Here is a 23,679-nt window from a genome sequence, read left to right as displayed (position 1 = left end):
TGACCGTGCCCGGGTTCGGGTCGGCCGCCGCGAGCGTGCCGGTCGCCGCCGTCGAGGACGTGCGGTGGGTGCGGCGTGGACCGGACGGACAGCACACTCAGGTGCTGCGTCGGCCGACGACGGCGGCGGCACTGGATCTGCGACCGCATCCGGAGGGCGGCTGGTATCGGGAGACCTGGCGCAGCGCGCACACCTTCGCGCCCGCCGGCTATCCGGGCGCCCGCGCGGCCGCGACCGGGATCCTATTTCTGCTGCCGCCCGGCGAACACTCGATCTGGCACGCGGTGCGTTCCGACGAGGTGTGGCTGTGGCATCGGGGCGGGCCGCTCGAGCTCAGCCTGGGTGGTGACGGCGACGCGCCGGGCACCGCGACGGTGGTGACCCTGGGTCCGCTGGTCGACGCCGGTCAGCAGGTGCAGTACGTGGTCCCGGGCGGTCACTGGCAGGCCGCGCGACCCGCCGCAGACGAAGAGGTCCTGGTGAGCTGCGTTGTCGCGCCGGGGTTCGACTTCGCGGACTTCCGCAGCTGAGGGCCTATCCCGTCAGCAGGGGCGGAAGGTGTTCGAGGCTGGCGATGACGTGGATGCCGTCGCGGATCTCGGTGTGGGAGTGGATGTTCGCGCGGTCGAGCCAGCACGATCGCAGGCCCGCGTCGTGCGCGCCCACGGCGTCGACCGCGTATTTGTCGCCGACGTAGGCGACCTCGTCCGGCGCGAGCCCGAGCACGGCGCAGCCGGCCAGGAAGATGCTGGGCTCGGGCTTCGGCGCGCCGTGCTCCTCGCTGCAGACCACCCGGTCCCCGAAATAGTCGAGCAGTCCCACGGCCGCGAGCTTGCGCTGCTGCTGGGGCACCGCGGCGTTCGAGACGATGCCGAGCCGGTAGCCGGGCGCCAGGTGCCGCAGGACCGGCTCGGCGTCCGGGAACGCCGACCAGGCGGCCCGGCGGTGGGCGGCGAACCCGGTGAACCAGGCCGACGCGTCGGGATCGGTCACCGCCGTGGGCGCGACGCCGCGCAGCCGCGACAGGAACGTGCGGGCGCGGGCCCGCTGCTGCTCGGGAAAGGAGAGTTCCCCGACGACGAACCGGGTGTATTCGAGCTCGGTGATCTCGCGCCAGAGCGCCACCGCCGCCGCGGGGTCGGCGAACCGGTCGAGCGAGCCGTCCTGGCGCAGGTGCGCGAGCAGCCCGGCCGCCTCCGAGGACGAGTAGTCGAACAGCGTGTCGTCGACGTCGAAGAGCACACCGTGGATCGGCATGGGCACCCCTTTCCGTTCCGACGCTCCCCCGGCGTCATCCGCCCCGAGCATCGCATACGTCGGCACGGCGCCGCGGCCCCGCCCGCAGCCGCGGCGCCGTCCGCTAGCTGAAGACGTAGTCGGTGAGGGCGAAATGGCCGCTGCGCCACGCGGCTTCGAGGGTGGAGGCGGGCCGGAGCGGGACGTCGCCGTGCTTGTCGAAGTAGTAGCTGTTGGCGGTGGCGCAGCTGTCCTGCCAGAACACCTGACCGCCGCGGCGGGCGAGCATCTCCCGGAAGTAGCGGTCGTTGGCCTCCTCGGTGACCTCGATGCGCTCCGCGTCGGTGCTGCGGGCGTGGTGCAGGCAGCGCAGGATGTGGCGGGTCTGATTCTCGATCAGGGTGAAGTAGGACGCGCCGTTGTAGCCGTAGGGGCCGATGATGGAGAAGAAATTGGGGAAGCCGGGCACGCTGACACCCTCGTAGGCCTGCAGGCGGTTCTCGTCCCACCAGGTCTCCAGATCGCGGCCGCCGACGCCGTGCAGGTCGTAGGTCGGCATGTTGCCCGACTCCATCACCTTGAAGCCGGTCGCCAGGATCAGCACGTCGGCGGGGTGTTCGACGCCCGCCTCGGTGCGCACGCCGGTCGGCGTGATCGCGCTGATCGCCGTGGTCTCCAAGGTCACGTTCGACCGGTTGAAGGTCGACAGATAGTCGTTGGAGAAGCTGGGCCGCTTGCAGCCGAGCGCGTATTTCGGGGTCAGCGCCTCCCGGGTCGCCGGGTCCTTCACCTGTCTGCGCAGATGGGCCAGGCCGGCGCGTTCGCCGATCGCGGCGGTCGGCAGCGAGCGGTGGTAGTGGGCGGCGAGGGGGAAGGTGAACTCGACGTAGGTCTGGCTCACCAGCCGCGTCAGGGTGCGTCCGCCCGGCACCTTCAGCGCCAGGCGGGCGGGGAGCGGCAGGGGCATATCGGGTCGCGGCAGGCACCAGATCGGCGTGCGCTGGAACACCGTCAGCCGCTCGACCTCCGGGGCGATCTCGGGAACGACCTGCACGGCCGAGGCCCCGGTGCCGATGATCGCGACCCGCTTGCCGCGCAGATCCTGGCGGTGGTCCCAGCGCGAGGTGTGCATCGTGACCCCGGCGAAGTCCTCGACACCGGGGATGTCGGGCAGTTTGGGCCGGGTGAGCACACCGGTCGCGCTGATCACGAACCGCGCCGTCAGCTCGGTGCCGTCGGCGGTGCGCAGCACCCAGCGCCGGTCCCGCTCGTCGAAGTCGGCCCCGGTCACCGTGGTACCGAAGCGGATGTGGGGCCGCAGGTCGTACTTGTCCACGCAGGATTCGGCGTAGGCCTTGAGTTCGCGGCCCGGCGCGTATACCCGGGACCAGTCGGTGCGCTGCTCGAACGAGAACTGGTAGCTGAACGACGGGATATCCACGGCCACACCGGGATAGGTGTTCCAGTGCCAGGTTCCCCCGACGCCGTCGGCTTCGTCGACGATCAGGAAGTCGTCGAATCCGGCATTGCGCAACGCGATCGCGGCGCCGATGCCGGAGAATCCAGCCCCGACGATGACGATCTCGTGGTCGATCCCGGTGGTGGTCATGCGATCTCCTTCGTCGTGCCGGCGAATTCGGGCGAGTAGTGGGTGCGGCCGCGCCGGGCGAGGACGCGGACCACGTGTCCGGTGTCCTCGGCGTAGACGATGGTGTCGACCCGGTGCTCGATTCCGTCGACCGTGCGCACGCCCAGCGGGACCAGCCGCGCGATCGGCCAGGTCACCAGGGCGCAGTGGGGTCGGCGCAGGGTGCGGTAGTAGCTGTTGTGCACGGCGACGCCGGCGTCCTCGTCCGGGGTGAGCCGGTGCCGCAGCCACGAATCACGCACCTGGACACGCAGATTGATCCGCGCGGCCAGGCGGACCACCGGCTCCGGCAGCCCGCGCAGGACCGTGGCGCCGGGCAGTGGCGCGCGCGGCAGGATCCACACCGCGTCGGTCTGGAACACCGTCACCCGCGCGGCCTCCGCGGCGATGCCGGGCAGCAGACGCGCGGCCGCGGCCCCGCCACCGACGATCGCCACCCGCCTGCCGGTGAATTCGTGGCGCGGGACGAAGGTTGTGCGGTGCAGCTGGCGGCCGGTGAAGGTCTCGGCGAAACGGAGCGTGGTCATTTCGCCACCGGTTCGTAGGTGAGCTCGTCGGACCAGGACGGCCTGCGGCCCAGCATCCGGACCGGGAACCGGTCGATGCAGGCGTTGGACACGTCGGCCAGCAACTGGAACGGCTGACGCCGGTGAATCGTGGCCTTACCGTGCGTCTTCACCACGTGATACAGCGGCACCCGCCGGATCGCGGGACTGCGCTCGCCGACGTTCTCGTAGCGGCGCACCGCCTGCCACAGCTTCTCCTCGTCGAGCCCGAGGGCGATGATGTTGGTCGACATCCGCGACAGCAGCGGCGCGTACAGCAGCGCGCCGAGCACGAACGACGGGCGCACGGCGAAACCGGCGGTCTCGATGGCGATCCGGCGGATCGGACCGGCCCCGAGCTGTTCGAGCACCTGGAAACCGACGGCCAGGTGCCGGGATTCGTCGTTGTTGATGTGGCGGAACACCTCGTGACACACCGGGTCGTCGACCTCGTCGAGCAGGAATTTCACCAGCGCGCCGTCCAGCGCCGTCTCCAGCGAGGGGATGACGGTGCCCAGGACCGGCAGGCTCAGCTGGTCGGCGTAGCGGTCGAGCCAGCTGATCACCAGGCGAATGTTCTTGTTGGGCACCGGCATCGCGTCGCCGTCGAGCATCCCCCACCGGCGCATCAGCGCGAGTTCGGCATTGGCGTGCTTCTGTTCCTCGGCGTGGAAGTACCGGTAGATCTCGCGCAGCGGGCCCGGCGGCGCCTGGTGCACCAGGGCGGCGAACCCGCGCGCGCCGACGTGTTCGATCCACACCAGATCGGCCATGAAGGTGGCCAGCCGGGGGCGCTGCTCGTCGGTGATGGTGTCGGCACCCGGTGCGTCCCAGTCGATGTCGGCCAGCGCCCACTGCTTGGCGCGCACCGTGGCGAGCATGTCGGGATAGGCGAACGTCATTGTTCGATCTCCTTCGGTGATGGATCAGCGCACGACCCGCTCCAGCAGGCCGGCCGAACGGGTGTAGGTCGCGGGCATCCAGCGTTTGGCCTGCCAGAGCACCTTGGCCTCGAGTTGTGGCACCACGTACAGCTCGCCGTGGTCGACGGCGTCGAGGGTGGCGCGGGCGATGGTCGACGGCGCGCGGCCGGTCCAGCGCAGGAGCAGTCCGCCGAGCCGCTCGGCGGTCTCGTCCATCGGCGAATCCGCCTGCATGATATTGGTTTTCACGCCGGTCGGGCAGAGCACCGTGACGCCGACGCCGGTGCCTGCCAGCTCCGCCGACAGGGTCTCCGAGAGCGCGAGCACGCCCGCCTTGCTGACGTTGTAGGCCGCCATCCGCGGCGCGGCGCCGAACGCGGCCGCCGAGGCGACATTGACGATGGCCCCGCGTCCCGCCGCCCGCAGGATCGGCGCGAAGACGTGGCAGCCGTGGATCACGCCCCACAGGTTGACGCCGAGCGTGCGCTGCCAGTCGTCGAGGGCGAATTCCCCGATCACCGGGCCGCCCGCGCCGATGCCCGCGTTGTTGACCACGACGGTGGGCGCGCCGCCGAACCAGTCCGCGGCGGTGGCGGCGAGCCGGGTGACCTCGGCGATCGCGGTGACGTCGCAGGCGGTGCCGATCGCCTTCCCACCCGCGGCCTCGACGAGTCCGGCGGTCTCGGCCGCGCTGTCGGGGTCGAGGTCGGAGCAGACCACGCGGCCGCCCCGCCTGCCCAGTTCCACGGCGAAGGCCCGCCCGATGCCGCTGCCCGCGCCGGTCACCACGGCGTCGGCGCTCGTGGTCCGGCGGCGTCCGCCGAAGGGAAACAGTCGCATGGCAACTCCCGGGTCGACCCGGTACGACTCGAATTGGTGGCATCTGCCACCATTGGCCGCACCTGACACCAATTAGGCTCGCGGCGGAGTACTTTGTCAACCATGGATGTGCGCGCACCGGCACGAACCTGGGGCGGGCTGACCGCCGACCAGCGCAGGGCGCAGCGACGCGCCGGCCTGGTCGACGCCGCCCTGACGATCTGGCTGGAGAACGGCTGGGCCGCGGTGACGATGCGTGGCGTCTGCCAGCGGACCTCCCTCAACGACCGCTACTTCTACGAGCATTTCGCCGACCGCGACGAACTGCTGGCGGCGGTCTGGGACGAGGTGTGCGCCGAGGTCTTCGCCGATCTGGCCTGCGTACTCGCCGAGACCGAGAATCGGACGCCGCTCGAGGTCATGCGCGCGGCGATCACCCGCGCGGTCGAGTTGCAAGCCGATCCGCGCGGTCGCGCCCGCATCCTGCTGGCCGATCACGCGGGCAGCGCCGTGCTGGAGCAGCGCCGCAAGACCATGCTCACCGACGCCACCGACCTGCTGATCGCCGCCGCCTGGCCCTACCTGCGCCCCGGCGTCGACGAGACCGATATCCGGATGAGCACCCTGACCGGCATCGGCGGCTTCATCGAACTGCTCTCGGCCTGGCGCACCGGCGTCCTCGACGTCGACGCCGACCGCATCATCGACCACACCAGCGCCATCGCCGCCCAGCTGGCCACGATGTTCCTCCCGCCGGAGATCATCGGCGATCACCGCTAAGTATTCCTTGACATGAATATTCCTATCAAGGAATACTTCTGCGCATGGACGAGATCGCCGCGGCACTGGGCGACGGCGCGCGATGGCGCATCGTCGAACTCCTCGCCGAACGACCCCGCTCGGTGGGAGAACTGGCCGAGCTGACCGGTCTGCGGCAGCCGCAGACCACCAAGCACCTCCAGACGCTGGCCCGCGCGGGTCTCGTCACCGTGTTCCCGCTCGGGCAGCGGCGCGTCTACGCGCTCGAGGCCGCGCCACTCACCGGGCTCGAACGGGCGCTGCGCCTGCTCGTCGAGACCGTCGAGGCGAACGCGGACGAGCGTGACGTGGTCGAGCGCTACCGCGCCGCCATCGACGCGGAAACCGCGGTCGCCGAACGGGATCGGTGGGCCGACGGCCGCGCCTTCACCTTCGATCGCACCCTGGCCGCGCCCCGCGAGGTCGTCTGGCGGCACTGGGTCGAGGCCGACCTGCTGGGCTCGTGGCTGGCCCCGCCCTCGATGACGATCACCGACTGCGCGCTCGAACCGAGGCCGGGCGGTCGCGCCGTCCTCGACTATCGCGACCCCGAAGGCCGCCGCTACCGCTCGGCGGGAAAGGTCGGCGCCGCAACGGAACCCGGGCACCTCGCATTCGACCTCGCGGTCCTCGACGAGTCCGGGGCGGTGTCGTTCACCGGCCACTACGACCTGACGCTCGACCCCGTCCGCGACGGCACACGCCTGCGGCTCGGGCTGACCATCACCGACACCTCCGTCGAGGCCGTCCCGTACATCGCGGGAATCGGCACCGGCTGGGGCCAGGTTCTCGACAATCTCGCCGCCCGGATCGGCGGCACCGCGACGAAGGAAGCACAGTCATGACCGAACGCACCGTGACCGCCAATCTCGCCCTCACCCTCGACGGGCGCTATCACGGACCCGGCGGCCCCACCGACGCGGCGGCGATCGTGCGCTACGCGACCACCGAGGTCGCGCGCGAGCACCTCTCCCGCCTCTGGGCCGACGCGACGACGGCGGTGCTCGGCCGCCGCAACGCCGAGGGCTTCCTCGCCTACTGGCCCACCGTCGCCGCCGACGAGGCCGCCGACCCCCGCGATCGTGCCTACGCGAAGTGGCTGGCCGACACCGACAAGGTGGTCTTCTCGACCACGCTCACCGACGCGCCGTGGGAGCGGACCCGGCTGGTGAACGCACCCGCGGCCGACGTGATCGCCGAACTGAAGACCGCGGGCACCGGCGACATCCTGGTCAACTCCAGCCCGAGCGTCATCGTGGACCTGCTGGCGGCCGACCTGATCGACCGGCTGTACCTGCTGATCTGCCCCGAGATCGCCGGTGGCGGCGCGCGGCTGTTCGACGACGGCCTGCCCGGCACCCGGTGGACCGTCACCCACCACGCGGTGGGCGAACTCGGCGAGGTCGCGCTCGTCTACGACCGGGTGCGCTGACCGCTCGGCAGCGCACCGACGCCGAGATCTCGCAGGGCCGCGATCAGGAACTCGTCGACGGCGTCGGTGCGTTCCAGTTGCACCAGGTGCCCCGCGCCAGGCACCTTCACCACCGCACGCAGATCCGGGACGTTCGCGCGCAGCACGGCCAGCGGATCACGGCCGCTGAACCCCTCCATGTCCGGATCGTTCTCGCCGTAGAGGAAGTAGGTGGGCACCGGCACCCGGGCACCGGCGAAGGCTTCGGTGAGCGCCCAGTTGCGGTCGAGATTGCGGTACCAGTTCAGGCCGCCGGTGAAGCCGGTGCGATCGAACTCCGCTGCCAGGGTGTCGAATTCGGCCTCGCTCAGCCAGGACCAGGGCAGCTCGGGGGCCTGCGGCAGGACATCGAGGTAGCCCAGGCCCGGCGGGTTCTTCCAGGTGTCGAGGTAGTGGTAGTCGCCGGAGAGCGAGTAGTAGACCCTGGCCAGGAATTCGCGGGAACGCGCGGCCAGTTCGGCGTCGGCCACGCCCGGCTCCTGGAAGTAGGCCAGGTGCAGGAAGTGCCGCTGCGCGGCCTTGGTCCAGTACTCCGACGGCGCGCGCGGCGGACGTGGCGAGAACGGATTGTTCAGGACGGCAACGGCATCCACGCGCTCGGGCGCCCGCAGTGCCAGCTCCCACACGAGCTGGGCGCCGAAGTCGAGGCCGACGAAGACGGCCTTCTCCGCGCCGATGTCGTCGAGCAGCGCCAGCAGATCACCGATCACCGCCGCGTTGGTGTAAGCCGCGGGATCAACTGGGGCGTCGGTGCGGCCGTAGCCGCGCAGATCCGGCGCGATGGCCCGGAAGCCCGCGCCCGCCACCGCCGCGAGCTGGCGGTGCCACACGAAACCGGTGTGCGGGAATCCGTGACAGAAGACGACCGGATACCCCTGCCCCCGCTCGGTGACGTGCATCCGGACGCCGCCGGTGTCCAGGAATCGTTGGGTCAGCTCCACTACCGTCTCCGTTTCTAGAACGTGTTCCTCTTTTGACGGTAATGTCTGGAGGCCATGAGCGGAACACCCAAGATTCTCGCCGGCCGGGTCGCGGTGGTGACCGGCGCCAGCCGTGGCATCGGCAAGGGCATCGCCCAGGAACTGGGCGCGGCCGGGGCCACCGTGTACGTGACCGGCCGCACCACCACCGCGGGCAGGCTGCCCGGCACCGTGCACGCGACCGCCGAGGAGATCACCGCGCTGGGCGGCCACGGCGTGGCCGTCGTCTGCGATCACGCCGACGACGCGGCGGTCGAGAAGCTCTTCGCCCAGGTGCGCGACGAGCAGGGCCGGCTCGACGTGCTGGTGAACAACGTCTACAACTCCCCCGCCGCGGCGCGCTGGCTCGGCCGCAAGTTCTGGGACGTCCCGCCGAAGGCCTGGGACGAGACCTTCGACATCGGCGTCCGCTCGCATTACGTGGCCAGCGTGTTCGCCGCGCCGCTGCTGATCGAGTCGGCGGGGCTGATCGTCAACGTCTCCTCCCCCGGCTCCCAGCGGTACATGCACAACGCCGTCTACGGCGTCGCCAAGACCGCGCTGGACCGGCTCACCGCCGACCTGGCCCACGACCTGCTCGGCACCGGCGCGACCGCGGTCTCGATCTGGCCCGGGATCGTCGACACCGAACTGCTGCAGATGGTTCCGGCCGACGAGAACGGGCGCCGCGAGGTGACCCTGCCCGGCGAGGGCACCTTCGACCTCAACGCCGCCGAGACCCCGCGTTTCCCCGGTCGCGCGGTCGTCGCGCTGGCCGCCGACCCCGCTCGGCTGACCCGCGGCGGCGGCGCGTGGAAGGTCGCCGACCTCGCCGTCGAGTACGGATTCACCGACGTCGACGGCCGGATTCCCCGGGCCGATTGAGCGGAAAAATCAGCCCTGGATTTAGGTGAGACAGTGCGTTACATTCAAATCAGGGAGAGTCGGCTCGACGGCGATCCCTGTGACGATGGAGAGAAACAATGACGTTCTCGAAGACCGCTGCCGCCGATCCGGACTACGCCGACACCCTGCTCACGCTGTCGGAGGGGTCGGTCCACCGCAGATTCGACCCCTTCCTCGACATCGACTGGGACGCACCGGAATTCGCGATCGACCGGGACGACCCGCGCTGGGTGCTCTCGGCCGAGCTCGATCCGCTGGGCGCCACCGCGTGGTACCAGTCGCTGCCGCTCGAGCGCCGCATCGAGATCGGCCGCTGGCGCCAGGCCAATGCCGCCAAGGTCGGGCTGGCCTTCGAGTCCATCCTCATCCGCGGGATGATGCAATACGCGATGGCGCTGCCCAACGGGTCGCCCGAGTTCCGGTACTGCCTCCACGAGATGACCGAGGAGTGCAACCACATCCAGATGTTCCAGGAACTGGTCAACCGCATCGGCGACGACGTGCCGGGCATGCGGCCGCTGTTCCGGGTCGCCTCGCCGTTCATCGGCGTCGCGGGCGGCTACTTCTGGGCCATCCTGTTCATCGGCATCCTCGGCGGCGAGGAGCCGATCGACCACTATCAGAAGGCCCTGATCCGGTCCGGCAATGCGACCCAGCCGACGCTGCTGCGGATCATGGAGATCCACATCGCCGAGGAAGCCCGGCACATCTCCTTCGCCAACGAGTTCCTGCGCAACCACCTCGCGCGGATGAATCCGGTGAGCACCGCGGTCTGCGCCGTGGCCTTTCCGATCGCCATGCGCTGGCTGGCCGACGAACTGGTCAAGCCGTCGAAGTCGTTCGCCACCAAGTTCGACATCCCGGACGAGGTGTTCAAGGACGCGTTCTGGCGCAGCCCCGCTTCCCGCAAGATCCTCAGCGGATTCTTCGGCGACATGCGCGCCCTGGCCGGCGAGCTCGGCCTGCTGAACCCGGTGACCAGGCCGCTGTGGAAACTGCTGAAGATCGACGGCGGCCAGGCCCGCTACCGCAGCGAGCCCGACCGCCGCCCCGCCTAGGCGCGGTAGCCGTCGGTGCCCGCGCGGGACATGACGATCGTCGGGACCACCGCGCGGGCGGACAGCCGCAGCAGCGAGTCGACCATCTCGACGACGTCGTTCACCGCGAGCATCCGCTCGGGCGGGATCCGGTCGTGGATCCAGGCGCTCATGTCGGTGTCGACGTAGGCGGGCGCGATGGCGGTGGCGGTGACGCCGTTGCCGGACTCCTCGGCATTGAGCGTGGCGAGCAGCGAGATCATCGCCGCCTTGGCCGCGCCGTAGACCGCCAGGCCCGCCTCGGCGTACACGCCCGTGATCGAGGACAGCGCGACGACCTTCGCGCCGTGGGCCGGATCGGCGGCGGCCGCCGCACGCAGCATCGGCAACGCGCCCTGGACGAGTTGCAGTAGAGCGCGCACATTCACCGCGACGGTCTTGTCGAACCGCTTCATCGAGGAGTCGGCGAGCGCGCCCGCGGTGCCGACACCGGCATTGAGGATCAGCGCGGACAGGGTCGCGTGCCGGTCGGCGTGCTCGGCGAGCAGGCGGGCGATGCCGTCCTCGTCGGCCATGTCGGCGGCGACGGCGACCACCCCGGGGGCACCGAGCGCCCGCAGATCGGTGGCGACCGCGTTCAGCCGGTCGGCGTCCCTGGCGGTGATGGTCAGCGAATACCCCTGCTGGGCAAGCCGGTTCGCGATCCCGAGGCCGATGCCCCGGGACGCTCCGGTGATCAGGGCGGACTTGCTCGCGGTCACTTCCGGTGTCCTTCCAGTGCGCGCAGGCCGGCGGCCATGAACTCCGGGGTGGCCTCCGCTGCGCGCTCGGCGGCGGCGCCCGCGCCGGAGCCGCGCAGTGCCCGGTGGGTGATGCCCTCGCCGATCACGCCGAGTTTGAAGTTGGCCAGCGCCAGGTAGAAGCCCCAGTCGCCGAGGTCGCGACCGGAGGCGGCCGCGTAGGACTGGGCGAGCGCGTCGGCGGTGGGCATGCGGTCGCTGGTCCACGCGGCCGACGAGCCGAGCACCAGGTCGAAGATCGGCGACCGGTACACGCACATCAGCGCGACATCGGTGAGCGGGTCGCCCAGGGTCGACATCTCCCAGTCCACGACCGCACGCACCCGGCCCGGGTCGGCGGCGTCGAGGATGGTGTTGTCGATGCGGAAGTCGCCGTGCACGATCGAGGCCGCCGAGGTACTCGGCACCGCCTCGGCCAGCGCGGCGTGCAGCACCGCCACGTCGGCGAGCTCGCGGGTCTTCACCCGATCCCATTGGGACGCCCACAGATTCACCTGGCGTTCGACGAAACCGGCGGGTCGGCCGAACGTGCCGAGACCCACCGCCGCCGGGTCGACGGCGTGCAGGCGGGCCAGCACGTCGACCAGTTCGGTCGCGCTCGCCGCGACCTGCTCGTCGGTGAGGGCGGCGAGGTCGTCCTGGTCGCGGATCACGCGGCCGTCGACGTACTCGACGACGGTCATCGGCGCGCCGAGGGCGGTGCCCCGCTCGTCGAAGGCCACCGTGCGCGCGACCGGCACCGCCGAATCCTGGAGCGCGTCGGTGACGGTGAACTCGCGCGCCATATCGTGCGCGGACGGGGTGAGCCCGGCGACCGGCGGACGCCGCACCACCCAGGTCGACACGTCGTCGGCGGCCGTGAACGTCAGGTTCGAGCGCCCGCCGCTGATCAGTTCCACGCGCAGGTCACCGCGTACCGGCACGCCGCTGTCGCGCAGGAACTTCTCCAACGCGTCGATATCCATTCCGGGCAGGTTCATTCGGCGTCCCTGTGCGCTCGCTTGGCGGCGCTCACCGCGCGTTTGGCGATGGCCCACCGGTGCACCTCGGAGGGACCGTCGTAGATCCGGAACGGCCGGACCTCCCGCGAGAGCCGCGCCAGCGGCAGGTCCGCCGCGACGCCGAGACCGCCGCACATCTGCATGCTGCGATCGATGATCCGGAAGATCGCCTCGGCGGCGAAGGTCTTCGCGATGGAGGTCGCGTTCGCCGCGGACTCACCGCGATCGAGTTCCCAGCAGGCACGGGTGAGCAGCGCGCGGGTCGCCGCGATGTCGATCTCGTTGTCGGCGATCATCTGCTGGATCATGCCGAGATCGCCCAGGCGCGAACCGAATCCGCGTCGCTGAGCCACCCGGTCCACCGCGACGTCGTGGCCGCGGCGCGCGGCGCCGAGCCAGCGCATCACGTGCGTCATCCGGGCCGGGCCGAGCCGCACCTGGGCGTACTCGAAGCCACGGTCGACCGCGCCGAGCACCGCCGAATCCGGGACGAGCAGGTCCTCGAAGAACACCTCGCAGTGGCCGCCGAGCATCGACCGGTCCAGGGTGTCGATATGCCTGCCGACCCGGAGGCCGGGGGTATCGGCGGGAGCGAGGAACATCGTCGCGCCGCCACGATCGCCGGGTTCACCCGAGGTCCGGGCCATGATGATGAAGAAACCGGCGCCGTCGGCGCCGGTGATGAACCACTTGTGGCCGGTGATGCGCCAGCCGCCCTCGGCGCGCACCGCGCGGGTGGCCAGGGCCGAGGGGTCCGAGCCTGCGCCGGGCGCGGGCTCGGTCATCGCGAACGCCGAACGGACCTCGCCGCGCGCGAGCGGCGCCAGGTACTGCTGCTTCTGTTCCGGGTCGGCGATGTGGGCGAGCATGTGCACATTGCCCTCGTCGGGGGCCGCGATGTTCAGGGCCGTCGGACCGAACAGGGAGTAGCCCGCCTCCTCGAAGACCGGGGCGCGGTCCGACATGCCCAAACCGTGGCCGCCGAATTCGGTCGGCGCGTGCGGCGCGAACACCCCGGCCGCGCGGGCCTCGCGCTGCAGGTCGACGCGCAGTGCCTCGCCACCGGCGGCGGTGATGTCGCCGTCGTGCGCGTCCTCGAGCGGGAGGACCCGGCCGCGGATGAAGGCGCGGGTGCGCTCGGCCAGACGCTGCACCTCGGGCGGCTGGGACAGGTCGATCGCCACGGATCCACTCCTCGACTCACTTGGCCGAACGTTCGCTCGGCATCGGACGCCTACGACAGTGACACGACCCGATAACTGCTGTCAATCGACAGATTCCCTCCGGCCACTATGTTCAGATATCCTGAACACCATGAACACATCGAACGGTGGGCTCGGTGCCCGCCTGCGTGCGGCGAGGACCGCGGCGGGCCTGTCGTTGCGGGAGACCGCCCGCCGGATCGAGGTCAGCGCCGCCACGCTCAGCGCGATCGAGACCGGCAAGACCGGCGTCTCGGTCCCGCGCCTGCGATCGCTGGCCACCGAACTCGGTACCACCACCCAGTGGCTGATCGGCGAGCCGACGGCACGGGCCCCCGAACCCCGGCCGCGCGGTACCGCCCCGGCGGACCAGGACGCCCGCGCGTGGCGCGAATTCCCGCCGCTGGACATCGATCCGGTGCTCGCGGCCGCGATCGACTCCTTCGTCGAGACCGGCTATCACGGCGCCACCATGCGCTCGATCGCGCAGCGCGCGGGCATGAGCGTGCCCGGCGTGTACCACCACTACCGCGACAAGCAGGCCCTGCTCGTGCGCGCGCTCGACCTGACCATGGACGAGCTGCACTGGCGGGTCGACGCGGCCCGCCGGGAGGCGGGCACCGGCCGCGACCGGGTCACGCGGGTCGTCGAGGCGCTGGCGCTGTTCCACACCCACCGGCGCGAACTCGCCTTCATCGGCGCCAGCGAGATGCGCAGTCTCGAACCGGCCGACCGGCGCCGGATCACGATCTCCCGCAACGAGATCCAGTATCTTCTCGACGCGGATATCGACAGCGCGCTCACCGAGCAGCATCGGGGTACCGAACACGCGCGCGCCGCCGGACGCGCGATCGCGACCATGTGCACGGCCCTGCCGCAGTGGTTCCGCCTCGACGGCCCGGCCACACCCGAACAGATCGCCACCGACTACGCCGACTTCGCCCTCGGCGTCCTGGGCATCCCCCGCTGACGGTGCGGCCCGCCCCGAAAACTCTCGGGGCGGGCCCTTCCCCATGCACCATGCGGCGCCGCCACGTCGCACGGCACGGTCCATCGTAGACGGGACGACCTCATCTCTCGCGCAACCACACCCGGACGACCGCGGACAACATCGTGGAGCCCGATCGCCTACGGCGCGACCGGTTCCGGGCGCAGCGCGGCGAACCAGGCGAGGTAGTCGGCGGTGACGGTGCGCAGGCGGGTCACCGGCCAGTCGGCGGGATGGAGGTCGGCCGGGAGGACGGGGTCGGTGGTGAGGTGGTCGAGACCGGCGCAGACGGCGGCGAATCTGGCGGTGGGGTCGGCGGTGTCGATGGCGGCCAGCAGGGCGTGCGCGCGGGCGGACCAGTCGGCCAGCGGCCATAGGCGGGCGGCGAGGTCGGCGGGTTCCTCGACCGGGCGGGTGCGCAGGCGGAAGGTGGTGTCGTCGAGGTCGGCGGGCCAGGCGCGGTCCAGGTTGGCAGGGCGCATCCAGACACCCTCCCGCAGTTCGGCCAGGCGCAGCGACAGCAGGCGCGCGCGCAGCGCGGCGCGGTCGGCGGCGGGGCGGCCGGTGGCGGTGACGACGACCTGCTCCCAGTCACCCGTCCACGGGAGGGTGGCCGGTGCGGCGAGCTCGGCGCGGCGGGCGCGCAGCACGGGGGTGAGGGTGTAGGCACGGTTCTCCCGCACCAGGTCACCGGCGGCGACCATGCGGGACACGGCGACGCGGACGGTCGCCTCGGGGTAGCCGACGGTGGTGGTGGCGGCACAGATCTCACGTGAGGTCATCGTCGGCGAATCGGCGGCGATGAGAATCCGGACCAGCGCCGAGCGGGCCGATACCGGGCGGACCTCGGTATCGGGGCCGGTCACAGGGGGTTGCACGGATCGAGTCTACATATTTCACTATTGCCACGGCCATCTCAGATATGTAACGTTGCCGGATATCAGCCGCCTCTCCGGCGTCGCCGACGACAAGGAGCCTCGCCCATGACCGCTACCCACCCGCTCGCCGGGCGCACGATGATCATGTCCGGCGGCAGCCGCGGCATCGGGCTGGCGATCGCGGTCGCCGCCGCGCGCCAGGGCGCCAATATCGTGCTGCTGGCCAAGACCGATGTCCCGGATCCGCGCCTGCCGGGCACCATCCACACCGCGGCCGCCGAGATCGAGGAAGCGGGCGGTCAGGCGCTGGCGGTGGTGGGCGATGTCCGCGACGAGGCTTCGGTGGCCGACGCGGTCGGCCAGGCGGTCGAGCGGTTCGGCGGCATCGACTACTGCGTCAACAACGCCTCGGCGATCGCGCTGGCCTCCACCGAGGAACTGCCGATCAAGCGCTTCGACCTCATGCAGCAGATCCAGCTGCGCGGCACCTACCTCCTCTCCAGCGCCTGCCTGCCGCACCTGCGCAACAGCGAGAACGCGCACATCCTGAGCCTGTCGCCGCCGCTGAACATGGCCCCGCACTGGCTCGGCGGGCATCCGGCCTACATGGTCGCCAAGTACGGGATGTCGCTGCTCACGCTCGGCTGGGCCGCCGAGTACGCCGAGCACGGCGTCGCCGCCAACTGCCTGTGGCCGCAGACGCTGATCGCGACCGCCGCGGTGCAGAACCTGCTCGGCGGCGACGAAGCCATCGCCAAGGCCCGCACCCCGGAGATCGTGGCCGACGCCGCCGTCGCCATCCTCGGCCGCGACGCGCGCACCACCACCGGCAACACCTTCCTCGACGTCGACGTGCTGGCGGCCGAGGGCATCACAGACCTGTCCGGCTACGGCGGCTCGGGCACCCTCGAGTACGACATCTTCGTCGACCCGCCGCAGGCCTGACACCGTGCGCTGGATCAGCTCGCCGCCACCGCGGTGCGCTGATCCAGCGACACACCCGTGGCCGATCGGCGATAACTGTCCGTCACCGTCCGGCGGCGGAATTGTGACCAGCCCGCGTCCCTTTTGCCCGGTTACAGTGGAGAGGGTGCAGATCGACGTCACGCCGCTGCCCGGGGTCGGGGTACGCAAGGATTTCGCGGTGCGCAAGAGCGGGCGCCGCATCGGCGTGGTCGAGCACCGCGACGGCGCGATCGATCTGATCGTCGGCAAGCCGGGCAACCCCGATGTCACCGAGCAGATCTCGTTGTCGGCGGCGGAGGCGGCGGCCCTGGCCAGCCTGCTCGGCGCGCCACGGGTGGTCGCCCAGCTCGAGGCCGAGCATCGCGAGTTCGACGGCGTGCGCACCCGGCAGTTCCCGCTCGCGGCGCACTCGCCCTACGACGGCCGCACACTCGGTGACACCCGGATGCGCACCCGCACCAAGGCGTCGATCGTGGCGGTGATGCGAGCCGGCGCGGTACTCGCCTCCCCCGGACCGGAATTCGCCTTCGCGGCGGGCGATGTCCTCATCGTGGTCGGGTCCGCGGACAGCCTGACAGCCGCCGCGCAGATCCTGCACGACGGCTGACCGGAGGTGGACCTAGTGGCGGTGCAGAGATCGCACCGTCGCCGCGCCCCACAGGGCCAGCCACGCCGCGGCGGCCATGTAGAGGACATAGGCCAGCACGACCAGCTCGGGGCCATAGCTGCCCGCCCACTCCCCCAGGCGCAGCAGCGCGACGATACCCAGGCCGAGCAGGAGCAGGCCGAGGATCAAGCCGGGCATTCCCAACGGGCCGAGCGACGATTCGGTGGGCCTGGACGCGGTGACGCGACCATCACGGCCGGTAACTGACAGATTGCTGTTCGATTCGAAGTAGATGCTGCTCATCAGCATGAGCCCCCTTCCGGGTGGCCGTCCCGACACGGCCGGTTGCTGATCCATACCGGATCTTTCGAGGCCCGCTACGCCGGAGCGGACGGACAGGGCGAATGTGACGGAAGGTCTGCGTCGACCTCGCCGTTGATCACAAACGGTTAACGTTCAGCAATTACGAGCGTGCCACTCCCGGTAGCCGAATGACAGGCGATGTGATCTGCATCACATAGAACATACGTGCGACACGAGTCGATAACGCACGTTACATATCCGGCAAACACCCCTCGGAACTGGCGAAACCCGTGCACTACTGGACATTTGCTCAATATGCCGACAAGCCTGTGATTTATCGAACCGTTACGGCCCTGACGTGCGAAAACGCGCCGTGAGCAAACTGCGACACCACCGCTACCCGCATCGAGACCTCGCCGGGGCACGAACCGCACCGAACCCCGGCGCGCACCGGAACCGACACGCCCGGAACGGTTTTCGGGTATCACCGACAGGGAAAGCGTGCCGACCCGCCGTCGTTCTCCTACGATGGGCGGCGGCACACACCGGTAACAGCGTGAGGGGTCGTCGACGATGAGCGACAACGCGAATGTGATCGACCAGTCGAGTCCGAGCATCGCCCGGGTCTACGACTATCTGCTCGGCGGCAAGGACAACTACGAGGTCGACCGCGCGATCGGCGACCACTTCAAGCTCAACCTGCCCGGTTCGGTGGCGATCGCGTTCACCAACCGGCAGGCCCTCACCCGCGCGGTCCGCGAGATGGCCGAGGCGGGTCTGACCCAGTTCCTCGACTTCGGCAGCGGCCTGCCCACCGCCGACAACGTGCACCAGGTCGCCCAGCGGGTGAACCCCGACGCGCGCGTGGTCTATGTCGACAACGACCCGATCGTGCTCGCCCACGGCCGCGCGCTGCTGGCGACCAACGAGAACACCACCGTCGTGCACGCCGATGTCCGCGATTCCGTCGGCATTCGCGCCAACGAGGAGGTGAACCGGCTCATCGATTTCGACAAGCCGGTCGCCCTGATCTTCAGCGCCATCCTGCACCACCTCAACGACGACGAGGACCCGCGCGCGGTCGTGCAGTACTGGACCGAGCAGATCCCGGTCGGCAGCAGCGTGTTCATCTCGCACTTCCGCTCCGGCGACAACGCCGAGACCATCGAGGCCGAAGCCAAGCTGCAATCCACCTTCGGCCGTGGCCGCTGGCGCACCGACGCGGAGATCGTCGCGCTGTTCGGCGATCTGCAATTGCAGGAGCCCGGCGTCGCCGCGGCCGCCCGCTGGCACCAGAACGTGCCCGCCGAGGACGACGATGCGGCGCGCATCGGCTCGCCCGATCGGGAGCTCTCGGTGTGGGAGGAACTCATCGTCGCGGCCATCGCCGACAAGCGTTAGGGCGGTTCGTCCGGGTCGGTGACCCCGGTGAAATTCGGGCCACGACATCTCGTCTGTTCGCACGGGTGAACGCGTCACGTTCCGCTATCTTGTGCATCTAGTTTTCTCGATGCTGCTGGATCGTTCGTGTCGCTTCGCCGCAATCACGTGCCGCGTGAGATCCACGCCTCGTGTTTTCGGCGACCCTCATCAGACGAAGGACGCCGGTCACCATGCCCGCACCCGTTATCCTCCACGGCCGCATCGCACGGCTGGAACCCCTGGCACCCCACCATGTTCCCGGCTTGGCCGCGGCCTCGGTCGCGCTCGGTCCGGCGGGGTTCACCATCGTCCCGCAGGGCGAGCAGGAGGCCCGCACCTACGTCTTCCAGGCCGAGTCCGCCCAGCTGGCCGGCACCACCCTGGCCTTCGCCATCGTCACCGTGGCCGACGACTGCGTGGTCGGGGCCACCCGCTTCACCCGGCTCGACTACTGGCAGGGCCCGCTGAGCTGGCCGCTGGCCGCCGAGCCTGTCACCGCGCTGCCCGGCGGGGCGATCCCCGACGCCGTCGAGATCGGCAACACCTGGCTCACGCCCGCGGTGCGCGGCGGCGTGGTGAACCTCGAGTGCAAACTGCTGATGCTGACCCACGCCTTCGACGGCTGGGGCGTGCGCCGGGTGACGCTGCGCGCCGACGCCCGCAACCTGCGCTCCCGCGCCGCGATCGAACGGCTCGGCGCGGTGAGCGACGGTGTGCGCCGGGCACATTCGCGCGGGCTCGACGGCGCGGTGCGCGACACCGCGTTCTATTCGATCCTGCACGACGAGTGGGCGGGCGTGCGGCTGCGGATCACCGAGCAGCTCGCCGCCCGCACCATGCTGCCGCGGGCCCCGCTGATCCCGGCCACCGCCGAGTCGTTGCGCCCCTTGGCCTCTCCGATCGGCTGACGGCTCAGACCCGGACGGACTCGATCCGCTCGGTGATGATCTCCGCCAGCTCTCGCGGACGCTCCTCGGGCAGCCAGTGCGAGGCGCCGTCCAGCACGACCAACCGGTAGGCGCCGGTGACGTAGTTCCCGGTGAGCTCGGCGCCGCGGCGGGCCAGTGCCGTATCCCCGGAGCTCCAGACATGGGTCACCGGCACCTGAACCGGCGCCGAGATGGCCCGCTGGCCGAGCAGGATCATCGCCCGGTACCAGTTCAACCCGCCGGTGAGCGCGCCGGTGTCGACGATCTCGCGGTGCACCCGGGCGATCATCTCCGGTGTCATGCCGGTGCCCGCCAGCGCGCGGTCGAGAATCCCGGGCCGCGCGTGCAGCAACCGCTCGGGGAGCACCGGGATCTGGAACAACCCCATGTAGTACGAGCGGGCGAGCTGGTCGCTGCCGAGCAGTGAACGGCGGAACGCGGCGGGGTGCGGCACCGACATCGTCACCAGGGAGCGCACCAGGTCGGGTCGCGCGGCGGCGACCGACCAGGCGACCATCGCACCCCAGTCGTGGCCGACCAGATGGACGGGCCCACGGTCGATCTCGCGGATCAGCGCGAGGACGTCGTCGACCAGTTCGGTGATCCGGTAGGCGAAGCGGCCGCGCGGCCGGGCGCCCGGCGAGTAGCCGCGCTGATTCGGGGCGACGGTGCGGTAGCCGCGGGCGTTCAGCAGCGGGGCGAGTTCACCGAACGAACTCGCGGTCTGCGGAAAACCGTGCAGCGCCAGGACGACCGGGCCGTCGATCGGACCGGAGTCCACCACGTCGAAGCGCAGTCCCACCCGGGCGTAGGAGGTCAGTCGGTTGCTCAAGGGACCCTCCGGTCGATCGACGGCCTAATTGACTGATGGGTAAATTACCTGTGGTTCAGTTGCCCGTCAATCCTCTGGTCAGCGGCCGGTGCCGCCGTGCACGACGGCGACTTCGGTGCCGCCGAGATCGAAGGCCCGGTGCAGCACGCGCACCGCCGCGTCCAGGTCGGTGTCGCGGACCAGCACCGAGATCCGGATCTGCGAGGTGGCGATCAGATCGAGATTGATCCCCGCCTCGGCCAGCGCCTCACAGAACGTCGCGGTGACCCCGGGATGGTTCTTCATCCCCGCGCCGATCAGCGACACCTTGCCGACGCGATCGTCGTAGCGCACATCGGTGAAACCGATATCGGCGCGACGTTCCCGCAGCAGGGCCACCGCGCGGGCGCCGTCGGCGGCGGGCAGCGTGAAGGTGATGTCGGTGCGGCCGGTGCCGGTGTTCTGCACGACCATGTCGATGGGGATCTCGGCGTCGGCGACCGCGCGGAACACCTGGGCCGCGTAGCCGGGTTCGTCGGGCAGGCCGACGACGGTCACCTTCGCCTCGCTGCGATCGTGCGCGACGCCGGTGAGCACCGCTTGATCGGCGGGGATGTCGGCCATCGAGCCGAACACGGTGGTGCCGATCGCGTCGGTATAGGACGAGCGCACGTGCACCGGAACGTGATAGCGGCGAGCGTATTCCACGCACCGCAGCATCAGCACCTTCGAGCCGCAGGCCGCCATCTCGAGCATCTCCTCGTAGGAGATCTGGTCGAGTTTCTGCGCGTCGGGCACGATCCGCGGATCGGCGGTGAACACGCCGTCGACGTCGGTGTAGATCTCGCAGACATCGGCGTGCAGTGCCGCGGCCAGGGCGACGGCGGTGGTGTCGGACCCGCCGCGCCCGAGCGTGGTGACGTCGCGGCTGTCCTGGCTGACGCCCTGGAATCCGGCCACGAGCACCACCTCGCCGTCGTCGAGGGCGCGCCGGACCCGATCGGGGTCGACCTGGATGATCTTGGCGTTACCGTGCGCGCCGGTGGTGATCACCCCCGCCTGCGAGCCGGTCAGCGACCTGGCCTCCGCGCCGAGGGCGTGAATCGCCATGGCCACCAGCGCGTTCGAGATGCGCTCACCGGAGGTGAGCAGCATGTCCATCTCGCGCGGCGGCGGCGCGGGCGCCACCTGGCCCGCCAGGTCCAGCAGCTCGTCGGTGGTGTCGCCCATGGCGGAGCAGACCACCACCACGTCGTGACCCTGCTTCTTCGTCTCCACGATCCGCTCGGCGACCCGCCGGATCCGCTCGGCGCTCGCCACCGACGATCCGCCGAATTTCTGCACAACCAGGGCCATTCCTCGTCCTCTCCCCTGCTCGCCCGCGCGCGACCCGCGGGTGACCCCTCCGAGTATCCCGGCATTTCTGGCACGGCTGTCCTGTTTCGTGGTGAAAACGGCTGCCGCCGAGTCGATCCGGCCGCGATACTGGCTGGGCGGGGGCGGCGGCCACGGCGTTCGTTCCCGGCTCGGCAGTTCTCGGCGGTGAGGCGAATTCCCATGACCAATCAGCTCTTTCGTTCCCCACGCGGCTCGTTCGGGGTCGCCGTTCTCGGCACCGGCGCACTCGCCGCCGAGGTCGAGCGGATCATCCGCGACACGGGCGGGGATCTGCGGGAACGCGCCGGTGCGGAGCTGATGCTCGCCGAGCCCGCGGAGCTGGTGGTGGACGCGACCGAGCACGTCGGCACGGTGACGGCGGTGCTCGACGCGCTGCGCGCGGGACGGTCGGTGATCACCGCGAACACCGCGCTGATCGCCCAGCACGGGCACCGGCTGGCCGCGGCCGCCGAGCAGCACGGCGCCGATCTGTGCTTCGAAGCGGCGGTGGCGGGCGGTGTTCCGGTGGTCCGGCCGCTGACCCAGTCCCTCTCGGGTGACCGGGTGAACCAGGTCCTGGGGGTCTTCCCCGCCGAGCACAGCAGGCACGCGGCCGCGCAGGCGGCCATCCTGGCGACCCTGGCCTTCCACACCCGGGTGGAGGTCGGCGACGTGCACTTCGAGGAGTCCGGGCCCGCGGCGGCCGCCGACCTCGCCGCCGCCGCGGCGCTGGGTCTGCGCCTGCGCACGCTCACCGTCTGCACCAGGATCGCCGAAGACGGCGGCAAGGAACAGATCTCGGTCCGCGTCCACCCCGCGCTGCTCCCGGTGACCGATCCGCTCGCCCGGGTCGAGGCGCCGTCGAGCGCGGTCGCCGTCGAAGCCGAGGGCGCGGGCAGGCTGATGTTCTCCGGCGACGCCGCCACCACCGCGACCGCGTCGGCCCTGCTCGGCGACCTGATCACCGCCGCCCGCAACCGCGTCCACGGCGGCCGCGCCGCTCGCGCCTCGCACTACGCCCAGCTCCCCATTGCTCCCCTCGGCGACACCCCCACCCGCTACTACCTCAACCTGCGCGTCACCGACCACGCCGGCGCCCTGGCCCAGGTCGCCGCCGTTTTCGCCGACAACGGCGTGAGCATCGCGCGCGTCCGCCAGGAACACCAGGGCCCCGACGTCCACCTGATCGTCCTCACCCACCGCGCCCGCGAGTCGGCCGTCACCGACACGATCGACGCCCTCACCGACGCCCCCTGCGTCCGCGAGGTATCGACCCGCTGGCGCATCGAGGGCACCGACGACTGAGCCGGAACCGATACGTGCGGAGCATCTTTCGCACTTACAAGAAACATTGACGGTTTATGGTTTGTGCGTCACACTCGGCACATGCCACCTCGCGGCCGCCGGACACAAGCCGAGCGCACAGCCGAAACGCGACGCGCACTGCTCGACGCGACGTTCGACGCCTTGGTGGAGGTGGGTTTCAAGGCGACGACGACCACCGAAGTCGCCCAGCGTGCCGGTGTGTCACTGGGGGCGCTGCTGCACCACTTCCCCACCAAAGCCGATCTCCTGACCGGCGCGGTCACACACTCGTTCGCGCGCCGGATCGAGGAGTACGGGGAGTTGATGGCGGCGCTCGACCCGTCGGCGGACAGGCTCGACGCGGCGATCGACCTGCTGTGGTCGATGTACGCGCGCCCCACCTTCACCGCGTGGCACGAATTGTGGGTGGCCGCGCGGACCGATCCGGAACTGGCCTGCGCCGTGGTCGAGATCGACCGGCAGTTCATGCGGGCCAGCGAACGGCTCTACACCGAATTGTTCCCCGTCGACGCGGGCACCGACCCGGCGCCGGATCGGGCGGTGGGCTTGCACGTCGTCTACGCGCTGCTCACCGGCCTGGCGACAGCGCGGTCCATCGACGGCTACGAGCCGATGCGGGCCGACAGCGTCCTCGCCGCTTTCAAGACGATGATCCGCGCCACCCTGGGCGCTACCGCACAACCACCGACCACCGACTGAATCTGTTCCGGCACAACCGCGTACCGCA

26 protein-coding genes are annotated in these 23,679 nt (G+C 70.5%); 13 read left to right on the top strand and 13 right to left on the bottom strand.

Features of this window, described 5'->3' with window-relative positions; genetic code table 11:
- Positions 1-101 precede the first annotated feature (101 nt).
- On the top strand, positions 102-530 hold the full coding sequence (locus AB0H54_RS25870) for a cupin domain-containing protein (protein WP_357349084.1): 429 nt from the start codon (positions 102-104) through the stop codon (positions 528-530).
- A 4-nt stretch (positions 531-534) separates the two neighbouring features.
- On the opposite strand, the gene AB0H54_RS25865 is transcribed toward AB0H54_RS25870, so the two are convergent.
- The 5 genes from AB0H54_RS25865 to AB0H54_RS25845 all read right to left on the bottom strand — a co-directional run bounded on the left by AB0H54_RS25865 (position 535) and on the right by AB0H54_RS25845 (position 5,192).
- On the bottom strand, positions 535-1,257 hold the full coding sequence (locus AB0H54_RS25865; RefSeq protein WP_357348572.1) for an HAD family hydrolase: 723 nt from the start codon (positions 1,255-1,257) through the stop codon (positions 535-537).
- Between the two features lie 103 nt (positions 1,258-1,360).
- On the bottom strand, positions 1,361-2,845 hold the full coding sequence (locus AB0H54_RS25860) for an NAD(P)/FAD-dependent oxidoreductase (RefSeq protein WP_357348570.1): 1,485 nt from the start codon (positions 2,843-2,845) through the stop codon (positions 1,361-1,363).
- Positions 2,842-3,411 carry an NAD(P)/FAD-dependent oxidoreductase gene (locus tag AB0H54_RS25855; protein ID WP_357348568.1) on the bottom strand — a complete coding sequence of 190 codons (570 nt, stop codon included), beginning with the start codon at positions 3,409-3,411 and terminating at the stop codon, positions 2,842-2,844. Before AB0H54_RS25855 ends, AB0H54_RS25860 begins: the two co-directional genes overlap by 4 nt.
- The gene (locus AB0H54_RS25850) at positions 3,408-4,331 is read right to left on the bottom strand and encodes a ferritin-like domain-containing protein (protein ID WP_355281093.1); all 924 of its coding nucleotides are present in this window, start codon (positions 4,329-4,331) and stop codon (positions 3,408-3,410) included. Before AB0H54_RS25850 ends, AB0H54_RS25855 begins: the two co-directional genes overlap by 4 nt.
- A 24-nt stretch (positions 4,332-4,355) precedes the next feature.
- Positions 4,356-5,192, bottom strand: a complete 837-nt coding sequence (locus AB0H54_RS25845; protein ID WP_357348566.1) for an SDR family NAD(P)-dependent oxidoreductase — start codon at positions 5,190-5,192, stop codon at positions 4,356-4,358.
- Positions 5,193-5,294: 102 nt separating this feature from the next.
- Between AB0H54_RS25845 and AB0H54_RS25840 the strand changes: the two genes are divergently transcribed.
- From AB0H54_RS25840 to AB0H54_RS25830, 3 genes are read left to right on the top strand one after another with little or no spacing between them, the layout of a single operon-like run.
- Positions 5,295-5,951, top strand: a complete 657-nt coding sequence (locus AB0H54_RS25840; RefSeq protein ID WP_357348564.1) for a TetR/AcrR family transcriptional regulator — start codon at positions 5,295-5,297, stop codon at positions 5,949-5,951.
- 44 nt (positions 5,952-5,995) lie between these two features.
- Positions 5,996-6,814: a metalloregulator ArsR/SmtB family transcription factor gene (locus AB0H54_RS25835; protein WP_357348563.1), complete on the top strand. Its 819-nt coding sequence runs from the start codon at positions 5,996-5,998 to the stop codon at positions 6,812-6,814.
- On the top strand, positions 6,811-7,401 hold the full coding sequence (locus tag AB0H54_RS25830) for a dihydrofolate reductase family protein (protein ID WP_357348560.1): 591 nt from the start codon (positions 6,811-6,813) through the stop codon (positions 7,399-7,401). Before AB0H54_RS25835 ends, AB0H54_RS25830 begins: the two co-directional genes overlap by 4 nt.
- On the opposite strand, the gene AB0H54_RS25825 is transcribed toward AB0H54_RS25830, so the two are convergent.
- Positions 7,383-8,381 (bottom strand): alpha/beta hydrolase, encoded by a 999-nt coding sequence (locus AB0H54_RS25825; protein ID WP_357348557.1) that lies wholly within the window; start codon positions 8,379-8,381, stop codon positions 7,383-7,385. The two genes, AB0H54_RS25830 and AB0H54_RS25825, sit on opposite strands and share 19 nt — an antisense overlap.
- A 54-nt stretch (positions 8,382-8,435) precedes the next feature.
- Between AB0H54_RS25825 and AB0H54_RS25820 the strand changes: the two genes are divergently transcribed.
- The gene (locus tag AB0H54_RS25820; RefSeq protein WP_355281083.1) at positions 8,436-9,284 is read left to right on the top strand and encodes an SDR family NAD(P)-dependent oxidoreductase; all 849 of its coding nucleotides are present in this window, start codon (positions 8,436-8,438) and stop codon (positions 9,282-9,284) included.
- A 98-nt stretch (positions 9,285-9,382) separates the two neighbouring features.
- Positions 9,383-10,363 (top strand): diiron oxygenase, encoded by a 981-nt coding sequence (locus tag AB0H54_RS25815; protein ID WP_355281081.1) that lies wholly within the window; start codon positions 9,383-9,385, stop codon positions 10,361-10,363.
- On the opposite strand, the gene AB0H54_RS25810 is transcribed toward AB0H54_RS25815, so the two are convergent.
- The 3 genes from AB0H54_RS25810 to AB0H54_RS25800 are packed head-to-tail and all read right to left on the bottom strand — an operon-like array spanning position 10,360 to position 13,327.
- Positions 10,360-11,103, bottom strand: coding sequence for an SDR family oxidoreductase (locus AB0H54_RS25810; RefSeq protein WP_357348554.1), 744 nt, complete (start codon positions 11,101-11,103; stop codon positions 10,360-10,362). The two genes, AB0H54_RS25815 and AB0H54_RS25810, sit on opposite strands and share 4 nt — an antisense overlap.
- Positions 11,100-12,122 carry a phosphotransferase family protein gene (locus AB0H54_RS25805; protein WP_357348552.1) on the bottom strand — a complete coding sequence of 341 codons (1,023 nt, stop codon included), beginning with the start codon at positions 12,120-12,122 and terminating at the stop codon, positions 11,100-11,102. The genes AB0H54_RS25810 and AB0H54_RS25805 overlap by 4 nt, the downstream gene beginning before the upstream one ends.
- A complete protein-coding gene (locus tag AB0H54_RS25800; RefSeq protein ID WP_357348550.1) occupies positions 12,119-13,327 on the bottom strand; it encodes an acyl-CoA dehydrogenase family protein in 1,209 nt (402 codons plus the stop codon). The genes AB0H54_RS25805 and AB0H54_RS25800 overlap by 4 nt, the downstream gene beginning before the upstream one ends.
- A 130-nt stretch (positions 13,328-13,457) precedes the next feature.
- Between AB0H54_RS25800 and AB0H54_RS25795 the strand changes: the two genes are divergently transcribed.
- Positions 13,458-14,315: a TetR family transcriptional regulator gene (locus AB0H54_RS25795; protein WP_357348548.1), complete on the top strand. Its 858-nt coding sequence runs from the start codon at positions 13,458-13,460 to the stop codon at positions 14,313-14,315.
- Positions 14,316-14,473: 158 nt separating this feature from the next.
- On the opposite strand, the gene AB0H54_RS25790 is transcribed toward AB0H54_RS25795, so the two are convergent.
- On the bottom strand, positions 14,474-15,211 hold the full coding sequence (locus tag AB0H54_RS25790; RefSeq protein ID WP_357348547.1) for a PaaX domain-containing protein, C- domain protein: 738 nt from the start codon (positions 15,209-15,211) through the stop codon (positions 14,474-14,476).
- 105 nt (positions 15,212-15,316) lie between these two features.
- Between AB0H54_RS25790 and AB0H54_RS25785 the strand changes: the two genes are divergently transcribed.
- Both AB0H54_RS25785 and AB0H54_RS25780 read left to right on the top strand, forming a co-directional pair.
- Positions 15,317-16,156, top strand: a complete 840-nt coding sequence (locus AB0H54_RS25785; protein WP_357348545.1) for an NAD(P)-dependent oxidoreductase — start codon at positions 15,317-15,319, stop codon at positions 16,154-16,156.
- Between the two features lie 145 nt (positions 16,157-16,301).
- Entirely contained in the window at positions 16,302-16,784 is a 483-nt protein-coding gene (locus AB0H54_RS25780; protein ID WP_357348543.1) for a TrkA C-terminal domain-containing protein, read from the top strand.
- Between the two features lie 12 nt (positions 16,785-16,796).
- On the opposite strand, the gene AB0H54_RS25775 is transcribed toward AB0H54_RS25780, so the two are convergent.
- Entirely contained in the window at positions 16,797-17,087 is a 291-nt protein-coding gene (locus tag AB0H54_RS25775) for a hypothetical protein (RefSeq protein WP_357348541.1), read from the bottom strand.
- A gap of 573 nt (positions 17,088-17,660) precedes the next feature.
- On the opposite strand from AB0H54_RS25775, the gene AB0H54_RS25770 reads away from it, so the two are divergent.
- Together AB0H54_RS25770 and AB0H54_RS25765 are read left to right on the top strand one after the other, a co-directional pair.
- Positions 17,661-18,488, top strand: a complete 828-nt coding sequence (locus AB0H54_RS25770) for an SAM-dependent methyltransferase (protein WP_357348539.1) — start codon at positions 17,661-17,663, stop codon at positions 18,486-18,488.
- A gap of 212 nt (positions 18,489-18,700) precedes the next feature.
- The gene (locus AB0H54_RS25765; protein ID WP_357348537.1) at positions 18,701-19,417 is read left to right on the top strand and encodes a GNAT family protein; all 717 of its coding nucleotides are present in this window, start codon (positions 18,701-18,703) and stop codon (positions 19,415-19,417) included.
- A gap of 4 nt (positions 19,418-19,421) precedes the next feature.
- Here the strand turns inward: AB0H54_RS25765 and AB0H54_RS25760 are convergent, their stop codons facing one another.
- Positions 19,422-20,270 carry an alpha/beta fold hydrolase gene (locus AB0H54_RS25760; RefSeq protein ID WP_357348535.1) on the bottom strand — a complete coding sequence of 283 codons (849 nt, stop codon included), beginning with the start codon at positions 20,268-20,270 and terminating at the stop codon, positions 19,422-19,424.
- A 78-nt stretch (positions 20,271-20,348) separates the two neighbouring features.
- Entirely contained in the window at positions 20,349-21,605 is a 1,257-nt protein-coding gene (locus AB0H54_RS25755; protein WP_357348533.1) for an aspartate kinase, read from the bottom strand.
- Positions 21,606-21,806: 201 nt separating this feature from the next.
- On the opposite strand from AB0H54_RS25755, the gene AB0H54_RS25750 reads away from it, so the two are divergent.
- Complete coding sequence (locus AB0H54_RS25750; protein ID WP_357348531.1) at positions 21,807-22,931, top strand: ACT domain-containing protein; 1,125 nt, start codon at positions 21,807-21,809, stop codon at positions 22,929-22,931.
- An 81-nt stretch (positions 22,932-23,012) separates the two neighbouring features.
- Positions 23,013-23,651: a TetR/AcrR family transcriptional regulator gene (locus AB0H54_RS25745; protein ID WP_357348529.1), complete on the top strand. Its 639-nt coding sequence runs from the start codon at positions 23,013-23,015 to the stop codon at positions 23,649-23,651.
- The last annotated feature ends 28 nt before the right edge of the window (positions 23,652-23,679 follow it).

This window comes from Nocardia sp. NPDC050718, assembly GCF_040654235.1.
GTDB lineage: Bacteria > Actinomycetota > Actinomycetes > Mycobacteriales > Mycobacteriaceae > Nocardia.
The sequence above is the reverse complement of the archived record's forward strand: the minus strand, read 5'-3'. Positions and strand labels throughout refer to the sequence as shown.

Excerpts from the sequence above, each read along its gene's own strand:
- AB0H54_RS25865 (WP_357348572.1), bottom strand. The coding sequence starts at position 1,257 with ATGCCGATCCACGGTGTGCTCTTCGACGTCGACGACACGCTGTTCGAC.
- AB0H54_RS25860 (WP_357348570.1), bottom strand. The coding sequence starts at position 2,845 with ATGACCACCACCGGGATCGACCACGAGATCGTCATCGTCGGGGCTGGA.
- AB0H54_RS25855 (WP_357348568.1), bottom strand. The coding sequence starts at position 3,411 with ATGACCACGCTCCGTTTCGCCGAGACCTTCACCGGCCGCCAGCTGCAC.
- AB0H54_RS25850 (WP_355281093.1), bottom strand. The coding sequence starts at position 4,331 with ATGACGTTCGCCTATCCCGACATGCTCGCCACGGTGCGCGCCAAGCAG.
- AB0H54_RS25845 (WP_357348566.1), bottom strand. The coding sequence starts at position 5,192 with ATGCGACTGTTTCCCTTCGGCGGACGCCGCCGGACCACGAGCGCCGAC.
- AB0H54_RS25840 (WP_357348564.1), top strand. The coding sequence starts at position 5,295 with ATGGATGTGCGCGCACCGGCACGAACCTGGGGCGGGCTGACCGCCGAC.
- AB0H54_RS25835 (WP_357348563.1), top strand. The coding sequence starts at position 5,996 with ATGGACGAGATCGCCGCGGCACTGGGCGACGGCGCGCGATGGCGCATC.
- AB0H54_RS25830 (WP_357348560.1), top strand. The coding sequence starts at position 6,811 with ATGACCGAACGCACCGTGACCGCCAATCTCGCCCTCACCCTCGACGGG.
- AB0H54_RS25820 (WP_355281083.1), top strand. The coding sequence starts at position 8,436 with ATGAGCGGAACACCCAAGATTCTCGCCGGCCGGGTCGCGGTGGTGACC.
- AB0H54_RS25815 (WP_355281081.1), top strand. The coding sequence starts at position 9,383 with ATGACGTTCTCGAAGACCGCTGCCGCCGATCCGGACTACGCCGACACC.
- AB0H54_RS25805 (WP_357348552.1), bottom strand. The coding sequence starts at position 12,122 with ATGAACCTGCCCGGAATGGATATCGACGCGTTGGAGAAGTTCCTGCGC.
- AB0H54_RS25795 (WP_357348548.1), top strand. The coding sequence starts at position 13,458 with ATGAACACATCGAACGGTGGGCTCGGTGCCCGCCTGCGTGCGGCGAGG.
- AB0H54_RS25785 (WP_357348545.1), top strand. The coding sequence starts at position 15,317 with ATGACCGCTACCCACCCGCTCGCCGGGCGCACGATGATCATGTCCGGC.
- AB0H54_RS25775 (WP_357348541.1), bottom strand. The coding sequence starts at position 17,087 with ATGAGCAGCATCTACTTCGAATCGAACAGCAATCTGTCAGTTACCGGC.
- AB0H54_RS25770 (WP_357348539.1), top strand. The coding sequence starts at position 17,661 with ATGAGCGACAACGCGAATGTGATCGACCAGTCGAGTCCGAGCATCGCC.
- AB0H54_RS25765 (WP_357348537.1), top strand. The coding sequence starts at position 18,701 with ATGCCCGCACCCGTTATCCTCCACGGCCGCATCGCACGGCTGGAACCC.
- AB0H54_RS25755 (WP_357348533.1), bottom strand. The coding sequence starts at position 21,605 with ATGGCCCTGGTTGTGCAGAAATTCGGCGGATCGTCGGTGGCGAGCGCC.
- AB0H54_RS25750 (WP_357348531.1), top strand. The coding sequence starts at position 21,807 with ATGACCAATCAGCTCTTTCGTTCCCCACGCGGCTCGTTCGGGGTCGCC.
- AB0H54_RS25745 (WP_357348529.1), top strand. The coding sequence starts at position 23,013 with ATGCCACCTCGCGGCCGCCGGACACAAGCCGAGCGCACAGCCGAAACG.